General features: G+C 37.7%; 10 protein-coding genes. 7 read left to right on the plus strand and 3 right to left on the minus strand.

Annotated features, from left to right (window positions below; translation table 11 throughout):
- Positions 1-60: 60 nt before the first annotated feature.
- On the minus strand, positions 61-1,179 hold the full coding sequence (locus tag AB1444_04505; GenBank protein MEW6525914.1) for an endonuclease/exonuclease/phosphatase family protein: 1,119 nt from the start codon (positions 1,177-1,179) through the stop codon (positions 61-63).
- A 291-nt stretch (positions 1,180-1,470) separates the two neighbouring features.
- On the opposite strand from AB1444_04505, the gene AB1444_04510 reads away from it, so the two are divergent.
- From AB1444_04510 to AB1444_04540, 7 genes are all read left to right on the plus strand, one after another.
- Positions 1,471-3,177, plus strand: a complete 1,707-nt coding sequence (locus AB1444_04510) for a hypothetical protein (protein ID MEW6525915.1) — start codon at positions 1,471-1,473, stop codon at positions 3,175-3,177.
- Between the two features lie 194 nt (positions 3,178-3,371).
- A complete protein-coding gene (locus AB1444_04515) occupies positions 3,372-4,172 on the plus strand; it encodes an ABC transporter permease (protein MEW6525916.1) in 801 nt (266 codons plus the stop codon).
- Between the two features lie 29 nt (positions 4,173-4,201).
- Positions 4,202-4,948, plus strand: coding sequence for an ATP-binding cassette domain-containing protein (locus AB1444_04520; protein MEW6525917.1), 747 nt, complete (start codon positions 4,202-4,204; stop codon positions 4,946-4,948).
- A gap of 23 nt (positions 4,949-4,971) precedes the next feature.
- Positions 4,972-5,625: an MlaD family protein gene (locus tag AB1444_04525; protein MEW6525918.1), complete on the plus strand. Its 654-nt coding sequence runs from the start codon at positions 4,972-4,974 to the stop codon at positions 5,623-5,625.
- A 167-nt stretch (positions 5,626-5,792) separates the two neighbouring features.
- A complete protein-coding gene (gene carB / locus AB1444_04530; protein MEW6525919.1) occupies positions 5,793-9,113 on the plus strand; it encodes a carbamoyl-phosphate synthase large subunit in 3,321 nt (1,106 codons plus the stop codon).
- Positions 9,113-9,652: a bifunctional pyr operon transcriptional regulator/uracil phosphoribosyltransferase PyrR gene (pyrR, locus tag AB1444_04535; protein ID MEW6525920.1), complete on the plus strand. Its 540-nt coding sequence runs from the start codon at positions 9,113-9,115 to the stop codon at positions 9,650-9,652. The genes carB and pyrR overlap by 1 nt, the downstream gene beginning before the upstream one ends.
- A 14-nt stretch (positions 9,653-9,666) precedes the next feature.
- Entirely contained in the window at positions 9,667-10,539 is an 873-nt protein-coding gene (locus AB1444_04540; GenBank protein MEW6525921.1) for an ARMT1-like domain-containing protein, read from the plus strand.
- A gap of 219 nt (positions 10,540-10,758) precedes the next feature.
- Here the strand turns inward: AB1444_04540 and AB1444_04545 are convergent, their stop codons facing one another.
- Positions 10,759-12,006: an OFA family MFS transporter gene (locus AB1444_04545; protein MEW6525922.1), complete on the minus strand. Its 1,248-nt coding sequence runs from the start codon at positions 12,004-12,006 to the stop codon at positions 10,759-10,761.
- A 227-nt stretch (positions 12,007-12,233) separates the two neighbouring features.
- Positions 12,234-13,235, minus strand: coding sequence for a putative glycoside hydrolase (locus AB1444_04550; protein MEW6525923.1), 1,002 nt, complete (start codon positions 13,233-13,235; stop codon positions 12,234-12,236).
- Positions 13,236-13,325 lie beyond the last annotated feature (90 nt).

The raw sequence follows: 13,325 nt of genomic DNA on the forward strand, positions 1-13,325 counted from the left end.
ATAAAGATTTATCAATGTAATGTCAACTTAAAATATTTTACTATTTCATTAAACACAGTTCTAATCAATTCTTATTTCAGCATACACACCAAAGTGGTCCGATACATGTATGCCATCGTAAATAGTATCACAGCAAACTTTTGAATTAATTATTTTATCAGGTGATATTGATGTATTAACAATAACATAATCTATACGCTTTGGCTCAAGTTCATGTATTTTGCTTACGTGTGTATATAATGATTCAAATATTTTATTGGTATCTATTGTGTAATATTTTTGTATATTAAGATTTTTCAATGGATTCCATGTGTACGCGTCGGCAATTTTGTGTTGGACAAAAGTATCCTGGAATCCCTGTTGTAAAAAATATTGCATTTCAGGCATGTCAACTGTTGCGTTAAAATCACCCATAACGATGAGTGGTGCATGTTCAGGGACTATTGCTTTGCAATATTCTGCCATAAGCTTTGATTCATTTTTGCGCCACGTATTATCTGCTTCAAGCTTTTTGATAGCATCCTGGTATTCAGCATCAGTATAACCAAATTTTTGCTGTAATTCTTTCAGCAACATCCTGGTGTGTGGTGTATCCATAGGTGAAGCGTGCCAGTGGGTTACAGCAACATACACTGGTTTAGCATTAACTATCACTCTGCCAATCAGTACCTGTGTAGCATCTTCAGTATGGAATGAAAAATAATTGGTAATAATTCCTCCACCCGAAAGTTGTTTGTGTCCAACCTCTTGTAGATGCAATCCTTTACGGGCAAGGATTGCATCACCTTCTTTTAAGTTTACAGGAATGCCGTATCTTCCAATCTTAAGGCCTGCTACTCCAACATGGTAAATGTAGTCGTAATTAATGTCTTTTGCAAGCTTCTCAACATAATAGGGTAGAAAGTTGGCTTCATTAATAGCTATTATATCAGGATTGTATTTTGCTATTTCTTTTAAAAGTGCCTGATATCGTTTTTCACGTATTTCTGGACTTTCATATTCACCCATTTTAAATGTGCCAATATAATCAAGCCCGGACCATACATTAATGGTCATGCATTTTAAGGTATTAGTTTTTAAGCTTTCCAGTGTATTTTGTTTTTTACATGAAATAACAGTAATCATAGCAGCCACCAGTATGATTAAAAAAAAGTAACCGGGAATATTTTTTAAATACATAGCAACCTCCATTATGTAGTCCCATAGAAAAAGGGATTTTTTAATCCTGTCTTTGAACATGGGATTCTTTGCATTTGACTCAGAATAATAATAACTATCGCATTTTATTTTTAATAATGAATAATGATGATTTCTTTATTATAGTTGTGTCAATTACATTTTGCAATTGATTCCTGGTAACTATCGCCCAGAATACTGTAACAAAATAATTGATTGAATTTCAAAAAGCGATAGTTTACGTAAATAGACTAATTTAAGTTGACTTATGTATAATGACACTATACATGTTTTATGAATTGGTTAACTTCAAATATTGAGAAGGAATGGCTGTTGGCTGAAAACTGTTATACAATGAAATGGGTATCATTACATAGATTATACATGCACTATAGCGGATTACGAAGAATACTACATCTGATATCGGTTGGCTTTTTTGTTGTTTTTTCTATGAGCACGTGCGCTTTAGCAGGTAATGATTTTGACTGGTTCTGGTTTGTGTATGAAAAGGGTGAGTATTATAACAGTACATATACAGTTTACCGGCCAGTATACCTGAAAAACATCTACTATGATTCTTCATTCACTGCTTCGTTAATGCCAGTACTATACTGGAAATATACCACACAACGCCAGCATACTGCTAAAGGTGTGTTTGGCTTCTATGAATCTGTTGATTACTGGGGGCCACATCATTACGAAAATGATACTGGTATTTTCCCATTTCTTTTGTATGGCACTTCAACAGATGAAAAAGATAGATATGTGCATGTGTGGCCATTTGGTGGAACCATTAAAGGCAAGCTTGCAACTGATTCAATCACAACATATTTTTTCCCGGGTGTAGCATTGTTCTTCCTGTATCCAACAACATCATATTATGGTATGGCTGTGTATTTAGTTGCTTCACTGGTACCTGTCTATGTTCATTATACCAGTAAAGATTATGATGCGCATGGAATTTTGTGGCCACTTATTCAGTGGGGTAAAAGCCCTGTGCGTGATGATTTACGCATCATGCCAATATATGCCCACAGTAAAAAGAAAGGATTTTATGATACGTATTCATACGGGCTTTTATATAATGTGCGCAAGGAATATATTGGCAATGACATCATGCATACTGTTTTCTTTGTCCCTTTGTATGCACGGCGCTGGCTTGAATCAGGCAAGGCCCAGAGCTCTTCTTTACTGTGGCCTTTCTTTTCATGGGGTTACAATGATAAACATGGAAATCTTGAAATAAATTTTCCATGGCCATTTGTTCAGATACGTGATTGTGATGATCCATTTATTTATAAGCGTATATATTTTCCATTCTATGGGAAATATATTGAAAAAAATAAAACCACTTTTTTTATTACACCTTTTTACTTTGTACTTGAAAAACAAGCAACCGGGTATGAATCTCAGTATTCCATATATGGAATTCTTTTCTGGTATTTTAAGAGGGATTACAACAATGAGCACCAGCGGTATGGGAAGCACTGGCGTTTTTATAAATTGTGGCCATTGTTTCATTATGAGTTCAATGATAGGGGCGATAGTTCCTTTGCATTTCTTTCCATAATTCCTTTCAGGGATGAAGAGGGCTATGAACGCCTGTACCAGCCGTTTTTCAGTATTATTGAGTATTCCAAGCAGTCAAATGGGGATAGACGCTTTGGGCTGTTATTACGAACGTATTTTCAGCGATGGAATAATAATTATTTTGCAATGAAGATTCCATTCATTATATCATATAGCGAAAGAAGTAATGTACTAAATCATTTATCATTATTGTTATCTTTTTTCAGCTATACCAACGATGATGCTGTACAGGAATTGTGTATTGGTTGGATACCAGTATATAAAAACGTTAAGGATAAAAAAGCCTATAAAGCCAGAATTAAAAAGTTGGCTTCAGTGCGGAATGCAGAAGGTGGTATAATAGTACAGGATTTAAGCTTTTTGTGTGTAAGTACATTGCCAGGCGCAACGGTTTATTCATTACGATTTTAATATTTATGGGGACCTTTAAAAACTGCTTTCTTTGGAAATTATTCTTAAAATAGAAAGCGGTTTTGTCCTATATGTTGTGCCCACAAGGGAACATCCAAAAAACAGTTTTTAGAAGTTCCCTTATTATTTGAATTGTTATGTAAAATTTTTAAAAGGGATAGTTTATATACCTAAAGCTTTTTTAAGGCTGGAATATGGTAGAAAAAATTAAACATACTGTCATTAATTTTATAAGCGATATCGGTACAAATACACTGAATATTATTGCAATGATGGGATATTGTATGCTGCTCTTTTTAGAAGTTGTATATTATTCTAAAGCAGCGTTTGAAAAGCGCCGTGAAATTTTAAAACAGATGTATTATGCAGGGGTTAAAACGTTTATTGTAGTATCAATAGTTGCACTTTTTACAGGGATGATACTTGCTCTTCAAACAGGGCTTGAATTAAAGCCGTATCAGCAGCAGGCTCTGGTTGGTAATATTATTATAGCAACGCTAACACGGGAGATGGCACCATTTGTCACAGCAATTATTTTAATTGCTGCAGTTGGTTCAACCATGGCTGCTGAAATTGGTACCATGACAGTTTCAGAAGAGATAGATGCACTTGAGATGATGGCAATAAGTCCTGTTAAGTTTTTAGTCATGCCACGAGTTATAGCTCTTGCCATTATGTTGCCTATTGCTACAATTTATACTAATCTGCTGGGCAGTATTGGGGGTGGTATTGTTGCATACTTTCAGCTGGATGTAAGCTTTGATGTATATTATACACATGTCCTTGATTCATTGCATTTCAAGGCTACCTATGTTGGGCTTTTGAAAGCTTTTGTTTTTGGTATGATGGTTTCTACCATCAGCTGTGCTAATGGTTTGCGAGCAACAAACGGAGCGTTAGGTGTGGGGAAAGCAACACGCAATTCTGTTGTGTCATCATTTTTGATGGTACTCATTGTGGGATACTATATTACAGCTCTTTTTTATGGAAAATAAAATTCTATAGTCATCAAAATGTGTAAATTATGATTGAATTCAGAAATGTTACCAAAACACTCAGTGGAATAAAGGTTCTCAATAACTTGAGTTTCAAAATTGAAAAAGGTGAAACGTTTGTTATCATTGGGCGTTCAGGTACAGGTAAAACAGTAACATTAAAGCATATTGCAGGATTGCTTGAACCCGATAACGGACAGATTTTAGTTGATGGTGAACAAATGAACAGTATCAGCAAAAGCCAGAGAGATAGATTACGGGAAAAAATTGGATTTGTATTCCAATCAGGGGCATTAATTAACTGGATGACCGTTGAGGAAAATATAGCCCTTCCCCTGTTAGAGCATAAATTGTATCCACCAGATGAAATAAAACGAATTGTAGAAGAAAAGATGGATTTATTACAACTCACATCAGCCCGGGATAAGATGCCAGCTGAAATAAGTGGTGGAATGAAAAAACGTGCAAGTTTGGCACGGGTTTTGGTACGTAATCCCCAAATTATTTTATATGATGAGCCAACGTCAGGGCTTGATCCAGTGATGTCCAGTTTAATTAATACTATTATAAATCAATTAAAAAAAGATTATACAATAACACAGGTTGTTGTAACTCACGATATGGATAGTGCTTATGCGGTTGGTGATAGGATTGCAATGCTGTATGATGGAAAAATTATACAATGTGATGAACCTGATGGAATACGGAATACTGATAACCCAATTGTACGGCAGTTTATTTCAGGTTCATTAGAAGGACCAATTGATGTGTTATAATTATTATACTATTGGAGGGTGATATGAAACAGGAGATAGCGGTAGGGATAATAGTTATTATAGCTCTTACGGTGTTGGGCTATTTTACTATAATAATGAGTGGAGAAATCTTTGAAACACATACATATTACCCAATGACAGTTGTGTTTAAGGATGTTGAAGGTTTGTCGGCAGATGATAAAGTGCGGGTTAATGGGGTGCTGTCGGGATATGTTGATACAGTAGAATTAATTGATAATAATGTTGTTGTAAAATTACGGTTATATAATCATTTTACGCTGTATGAAAATTATGAAATTATGGTACGAAATGAAACAGCTCTGGCTGGGAAGTATGTAAGTATTAATCCAGGAACACCTATGGACGAAAATGGCAAACAGTATGCAGTTATTACCACCAGGGACAATCTTGTGGGAACTGCAGTTACCGACCCTTTTACACTGCTTTCGCGTCTCATTGCTGATAATAGGGGAAATGTTAATGCCACTGTTAAGAATTTGCGTGATATAACTGATAAAATTAATTCGGGAAAAGGCACACTGGGCAAGATAATTAACGAAGATACTGTTCATGGACAGGCAACTGATTTGATCAAGCAATTGCAGGATACTATTGAAGATACCCGTGAACAGGCACCAATAACAAGCTTCCTGCGTGCTGCGTTAACAGCGTTTTAACAATATATGTTACAATCACGTTAAATTTTTCACAACGATAAAAAAAAATATTGGAATTTTACTTGCACCAAACTCATTGTTCTGAAGTTTTAATGGTTATTTTAATAAATTTTGATAAATTTTGATATAACGTATTTCAACACCACCTCACAGAAAGGAATGTTTACATGCCCAGGCGCACTGATATTAAAAAAATTTTGATAGTTGGTTCAGGACCAATTGTTATAGGGCAGGCGTGTGAATTTGATTATTCTGGTTCACAGGCCTGTAAAGCGTTACGGGAAGAAGGTTATGAGATAGTTCTGGTTAATTCCAACCCTGCAACGATAATGACCGACCCTGATATGGCTGATAAAACCTATATTGAGCCAATAACTCATGATATTGTAGCACACATTATTGAAAAGGAAAGACCTGATGCATTATTGCCTACCGTTGGAGGGCAGACTGCACTGAATATTGCTGTCCAGCTTCATGAAAGCGGGATATTACAAAAATTTGGTGTTGAACTGATAGGTGCAAAGATTGATGCCATAAAAAAAGCCGAGGACCGGGACCTCTTTAAAAAGGCAATGCTTGATATTGGGCTTCGGGTGCCAAATTCGGCACTGGCATCTTCAATTGATGAAGCTTTGAAGGTACTGGAAACCATTCCACTGCCCATTATTATCAGACCCGCCTTTACATTAGGTGGTACAGGTGGCAATATTGTGTATAATCAGGAAGACTTTGTTGAGCTTGTGCGTAAGGGATTGGATGAATCGCCAATAAGCCAGGTGTTGCTGGAAGAATCCGTCATTGGTTGGAAAGAGTTTGAGTTAGAGGTAATGCGTGACCTCAAAGATAATGTAGTTATTATATGTTCCATTGAAAACTTTGATCCAATGGGAGTTCACACCGGCGATTCCATAACTATTGCCCCCCAGCAAACCCTAACCGATAAGGAATATCAAAATTTGAGGGATATGGCTATCAAGATAATACGTGAGATTGGTGTGGAAACAGGCGGTTCCAATATTCAGTTTGCAGTAAATCCCAAAGATGGCAGGGTAATGGTTATTGAGATGAATCCCCGCGTCAGCCGAAGTTCTGCATTGGCTTCAAAAGCAACGGGCTTCCCCATTGCAAAGATTGCTGCAAAATTAGCTGTTGGGCTTACCCTTGATGAAATTGCAAATGATATTACCCGTGAAACACCTGCATGCTTTGAACCTACCATTGATTATGTTGTTACCAAGATTCCACGCTGGGCATTTGAAAAGTTTGAAGGTGCTGACACAACGCTTGGCACACAGATGAAATCAGTTGGTGAGGCAATGGCAATTGGGCGTACTTTCAAAGAATCATTTCAAAAAGCGCTGCGTTCGCTGGAAATTGACCGATATGGGTTTGGTTCGGATGGCAATTTGAAACTTGATGCACTTGTTGATGCAATTCCTGAGCGGCAAAGAAATGACATTATTGAACAGAATTTGCGCATTCCACGAGAACAAAGAGTGTTTTATATCAAGAAAGCTTTAGAGTTACAGTGGAGTGTTGAAAAAATCCATGAATTAACGTCAATAGATCCATGGTTTTTAAATCAATTAAAAGAGCTTGTGGAAGCAGAACGTGAATTTGTTGCACAGGCTAAACAGGGTTTGCAAAAAGATAATATTCTCAAAATGAAACAATTGGGTTACTCCGACAGGCAGCTTGCGTTTTTACTTCATAAAGATGAATTGAAAGCATTATACGATAAAGGCCTTGATGTGCAGAAAGACTATTCAAAGCGGTTGAATGAACTGGAAGACAGTATCAGGAAATTTAGATTTGAGCATGCGATAGTTCCTGGGTACAGGCTGGTTGACACCTGTGGAGGTGAATTTGAAGCATACACCCCGTATTACTACTCTTCGTATGATGATGAGGATGAAGCAAAGCATACAACAAAACGCAAGGTCATGATATTAGGTGGTGGCCCAAACCGTATTGGGCAGGGTATTGAGTTTGATTACTGTTGCTGTCATGCATCATTTGCATTACGAGAAGCAGGTGTGGAATCCATTATGGTAAACTCAAATCCTGAGACTGTCTCAACCGATTATGATACTTCAGACAGGTTGTACTTTGAGCCATTGACATTGGAAGATATACTGCATATCTATAACAATGAAAAACCTGATGGCGTTATAGTACAGTTTGGCGGGCAAACCCCTTTGCGGCTTGCACGCCGACTTGAAGCAAATAGCGTTAAAATTTTAGGTACATCTCCTGATTCCATAGACAGGGCTGAAGACAGACAGCGTTTTGCCCAGGTTGTAAATAAGCTTAAGCTTAATCAACCGGAAAATGGCATAGCATTCACTCGTGAAGAGGCAATTGAGCAGGCAACACGGATAGGGTATCCAGTACTTGTGCGTCCATCGTATGTACTGGGCGGAAGGGCAATGTCCATCATTTATGATGAAAAAAGCCTATTAGAGTATATAGTGTCTGCTGTGGAACTATCGCCTGAACATCCTATCCTTATTGATAAATTTTTAGAAGATGCTTTAGAGATAGATGTTGATGCGCTGTGTGATGGTACGGATGTATATATTGGTGGCATTATGGAGCATATTGAACTGGCAGGGATACATTCAGGTGATTCTGCATGCAGTTTACCACCCGTAAGCGTTCAACCTGCCATGATGCAAACAATTATTGAAACAACGACTGCACTGGCAAAGGAACTCAATGTTATTGGACTGATCAATATTCAGTTTGCTATAAAAAATGGCATTTTATATGTTCTGGAGGTTAATCCCCGTGCGTCCCGTACAGTGCCATTTGTGTCCAAAGCAACGGGCGTGCCGCTTGCAAAGATAGCGGTGTGGCTTATGCTTGGTAAGAAGCTAAGGGATTTTGGATTAATTCACATGAAAAAGATTCCCTATGTTAATGTAAAAGAAGCAGTATTGCCTTTCAACAAATTCCCTGGTGTTGATACGTTGTTATCTCCCGAAATGAGGTCAACTGGTGAGGTGATGGGCATTGCTGCACATTTTGGCGAAGCATTTTATAAAGCAGAATTGGGAGCAGGTGACAGGTTGCCCCTATCGGGTAGCATTTTTTTAAGTATTAACCAGCGGTCAAAGGAGGAACTGCTGGAAGAAATGCGGCAGCTGCATAAAGAAGGCTTTAAGCTTATTGCCACAGAAGGTACCGCGGCGTTTCTCAATGAGCATGGTATTCCCTGTGAAAGAGTGTTCAAGGTCAGTGAAGGACGCCCCAATGTTGTTGATATAATAAAAAATAAGCAGGTTGACCTTATTATCAATACCCCAACAGGAAAGCGGCCAAAAGAGGATGCCTACACCATACGCCAGGCTGCAGTGCGTTACCGGGTACCTATTATCACTACGCTGGCTGCTGCTAAAGCTGCTGTACAGGGTATTATTTCTATGAAAAAAGCTGGACAATTTACCGTAAAACCTGTACAGGAGTATCATCTGGAGGTGCAGTAGTGTGTGAAGAAAAAGTATTGATGAATGCAAAACAAATTGAAGCAGCAATTAATACAATCAGCAAAGGTATTGTCAAAGAATTTGGTGATATATCAAATGTGGCGCTAGTTGGCATACAAACCCGTGGGGTGGAGATAGCCAGACGGATAAAGAAACATCTGGAAACAAGTAGCGGTAAAGAAATAAAAATGGGTACTCTTGATATTACATTTTATCGTGATGATTTAGCAACACGGGGAGTGCTTCCGGCAATAAAAGAAACAACAATAACATTCAATATTACCAAAAAGATTATCATTCTTGTAGATGATGTGCTTTTTACCGGAAGAACAATCAAAGCTGCACTGGAAACATTGATGTCATTTGGCAGACCTCAAATAATACGACTGGCTGTCCTTGTTGACCGTGGTAACCGTGAACTTCCTATTCAGCCGGATTATTGTGGCTTGAAGGTGCAGACAAAAGTTAGTGATAAGGTAAAAGTTCGACTTAAAGAAACAGATGATATTGAAGATACTGTGTTATACTGCACCGAATAAATCAAAGAAAAATTATGAAACCCACCTTCCATTGTATTCCATGCCATGTGAACCATAGTTATCGTATTGTATCAAAACTAAATCTTAATGGAGATAGTTCATTACGTTTAATGCAGGAACTTACGCGCGTTAGCATGGATGGTTTTCCAACTCCTCCTGATTGCGCATATAAATTATATAAAACAATTTCGCACGTTACGGGGGTACAGGATCCCTTTAGTGATGAAAAAAAACAAAGCAATGCCTTGATGCTTGATTTGTTACCACAGTTGCGTGCGTTGTGTTCAGGCAAACAATCAATTCAACAGGCTTTGCGGATAGCTGTTGCTGCAAATAGTATTGATTATGGCATTGGAGATCAGGATTGTGGTACTTTTTCGGTGCAGTTTAAAAATTTAGTGGATGATATAGAAGTTCCAGATGATTTTTACAATGAATTTATTAAAGCAATGTCACACTCACAAAAGATTCTTTATATAGCTGATAATGCAGGTGAGATAGTAGCTGATATGCTACTAATACAACAACTTCCAGTGCAAAAGATTACCTGTGTTGTTCGTGGAAATCCTGTGATAAACGATGCAACAATGGAGGATGTGCACTCTGTTGGACTTGATACAATTGTTCCAGTAATTACAACAGGCGATAGTACTCCAGGAATAAACCTTCATAGAAGCAGTAAAGAATTTTTACATGAACTATCGCAGGCGGATATGGTAATCCTTAAGGGGCAGGGAAATTTTGAAACCATGATAGATGCAAATCTTAAAGGGTTTGTAAAAAAAGACACAAAACTTTTTTTTATTTTTAAAGTGAAATGCTTGCCGGTTGCGGAATTTTTACAAAAAAATATAGGTGATAGTGCGTTTATACTACGGGAAGTATAAAGCGTCCATATGACCATATCCATTGATTCTTATGAAATTCTTTTAACTTAATTGAGAAAGATTAAGACATTAAAAAATATGTGGCTTTATAAAAGTCAAGTGCCACAGAAGGGAGTGAAGATTTTTTTGAGGGTCAGAGCCCTGAAGGAACAATAAAAAAGGCCGCCCCAAATTTTGTTTTGAGACGGCCCCTTTATATAAACCTTGTAGCTAAAATGTTTATGCAGCTTTTTTCACAGGAGGCTTGAGCAGAGCCATTACTATCATAAGACCAATAACACCCAGTACAAGTGTTGGCCAGAAAGCAACCTGATATGAGCCAAATACATCTTTTGCCTGCCCGGATATGATGCCACCTATGATTGCACCAAGGCCGTATGCAAAAAATACTACACCATAATTACGTGCATAATTCTTCAAACCGTAGAAAGCAAGTGTAGTAGTTGGTGCTATTGCAAGCCATCCACCCAATATAAGCCAGAATCCACAGAAAGCTACTACGTAAAGGATAACATCCCCTTCTTTTGCCAGTAACATCATAATAGATACTGCAATAATTATTAACAGGTTAAGAATTGCTGCACCTTTTGGAGTAATCTTATCAGTGAGCCAGCCAAAAAGTGGCCGACCTAATGCGTTAAAAATTGCAAAAATCCCAACCAGGGTTGTTGCAGTTTCGCCATCAATTTTGATTATTTCACTGCCTACTGGTTTGGAAATACCAATAGCCATCAAACCAGCCAGACAGCCAATGATATATGCTAAAAATAAGCCCCAGAAGGTAGATGTTTTTACCATTTCAGAGGAATCAAAATCAACTGCACTTGCTGCTGCAGCAGAAGGTGTCCATCCAGCAGGTTTCCAGCCGGATTCAGGATTTCTAAACGGAAGTGCAAGTAGTACAATAAGAATTGCAAATGCAATACCAAAATAAAGGAATGTCGTTGAAAGGCCAACTGAAGGTATCAGAGCGCCTGCTAATTTAGCAGTGATTAACGCTGAGCCGCCAAAACCAGCCAGTACCAGACCTGTGGCAAGCCCTTTTTTGTCAGGGAACCACTGGCCAACAATGTTTATGGGACATCCATAAACAATCCCAACACCGCTACCTGCAATGATACCATATGTTAGTATTAAAAGGTTAATGCTTTTTGCTTCTGCAGCAAAGTATGAAAGCGCCCATCCTAACCCAACAACAAGGCCGCCAAAAATGGATAACTTTTTGGCCCCCAGTTTAGCCATTATTCTACCTGAGAAAAACATGAGGATTGAAAAAAATGCCAGGAAAAACATAAATGGCAAATTACCCTGAGTTGCAGTGATACCAAAGCTTTCCGTGATTGGTTTTAAAAATACGCTGTACGAATACACACTGCCCAGGCACAGGCATATTATCAAGCCTGTAATAACATACACCCATCTACCAGCTTCTGGCGACAGGCCAAAAAGTTTGTTGTGATGTGTCATATAACCCGATCCTCCTGTAAATTTTTAGTTACCTATAGGTTTTATATAAAAAACTATGCAAAGCAAATGTATATTCCTTATATTAGTCAAGAATATTTTTTTGGGCACCTCTAAAAACTACTTTCTTCCTAAAGTTTTATATAATCGAAAGCAGTTTTATCCTAATATATTGTGCTCACAATGAAACATCCGACAAAACCAGTTTTTAGAAGTTCCCTTTATTTGTGTTAAATTGCTTCTTTTTTGTTATTATCCGCTTTTGATATACTCTGCGTTTTGAAGTTGGAGTAAAATTGTCTGGTAACCGCACATGGCTCATCGTACTGCTGTGAGGCATTCCACCATATAAAACCTTTCACGCCAGCATCATGTACCGCCTGTATTTGTTTTGCCATGTATTCCTGGAATGATAAGCCTGACATGGCAACACGTATTTTAAACGCCTGTATGTACATAACAATCTGGGCATTCTTTGTACGTTCTTTTGCTCTTTTCCCGGTTATAAATACCGTGTAATACGGATCGGCCATTAATTTTTTACTCCATGTATAGTGGGAGGGATATGCCATGGGGCAGATGACATCAACCACCTGATCAAGCCCTTCCATGCGCTGGCCAATAGTATCATTGGTATTGAGAGGTATACGGCCAAATATGTCGCAAGCAACTTTTACATTGTATGGTTGCAATTCTGTTTTTGCTCGTGCTAAGAATCCTTCAATAGTTTTAAAACGCTGTTCCAGAGGGACATGTTTCAGTATACCATAATCATTAAAACGTATATAATCAAACTGTATTTCCCTGAAGCCACTTTCACAGGCTTTTTTTGCAAGTTCTAACCTTCCTTTGATGAGTTCCTCAGGGACAGGATATACTTTTAATCCATCGGGGAACATTACCACACGGGCAATTGGATAAATACCTTGCGAAATTACGTAATCAACATTTTCCTTGGGAATTAAAAACTTATTATTGGATTCATTGTGTACATCAATTACTACTGCATTGAATCCTGCATCTTTTGCTTTTGTAATAAAATTTTTAAGTAGATTAATATCACGTCCCGATTGTGAGTTTAAGTAAATCCCTTTATAAAACTCAGGTGCAGGCATTGGCTGTTTGACTTCTTCAACAGTAACCTGCGTATCAGTTTTTCCAAACATCTCAAAGCCAATAAGAATAGCTACTATGGTGATAATACATATAAGCAGTACGGCAATCTTTTTCATAGTGGTTCCTTTCTGTTAGTTATGATTGTGGTATATGGTTATACTATTGCTAAATTTGTCGACTAAAATATATATTCGTTATATCAAAAA

The sequence above is a fragment of the Spirochaetota bacterium genome (assembly GCA_040756435.1).
In the GTDB taxonomy this organism is placed as follows: Bacteria; Spirochaetota; UBA4802; order UBA4802; family UB4802; genus UBA4802.

Bases quoted from the DNA above. Each gene is read 5' to 3' on its own strand.
- AB1444_04505 (MEW6525914.1), bottom strand. From the start codon at position 1,179: ATGTATTTAAAAAATATTCCCGGTTACTTTTTTTTAATCATACTGGTG.
- AB1444_04510 (MEW6525915.1), top strand. From the start codon at position 1,471: ATGAATTGGTTAACTTCAAATATTGAGAAGGAATGGCTGTTGGCTGAA.
- AB1444_04515 (MEW6525916.1), top strand. From the start codon at position 3,372: ATGGTAGAAAAAATTAAACATACTGTCATTAATTTTATAAGCGATATC.
- AB1444_04520 (MEW6525917.1), top strand. From the start codon at position 4,202: ATGATTGAATTCAGAAATGTTACCAAAACACTCAGTGGAATAAAGGTT.
- AB1444_04525 (MEW6525918.1), top strand. From the start codon at position 4,972: ATGAAACAGGAGATAGCGGTAGGGATAATAGTTATTATAGCTCTTACG.
- carB (MEW6525919.1), top strand. From the start codon at position 5,793: ATGCCCAGGCGCACTGATATTAAAAAAATTTTGATAGTTGGTTCAGGA.
- AB1444_04540 (MEW6525921.1), top strand. From the start codon at position 9,667: ATGAAACCCACCTTCCATTGTATTCCATGCCATGTGAACCATAGTTAT.
- AB1444_04545 (MEW6525922.1), bottom strand. From the start codon at position 12,006: ATGACACATCACAACAAACTTTTTGGCCTGTCGCCAGAAGCTGGTAGA.
- AB1444_04550 (MEW6525923.1), bottom strand. From the start codon at position 13,235: ATGAAAAAGATTGCCGTACTGCTTATATGTATTATCACCATAGTAGCT.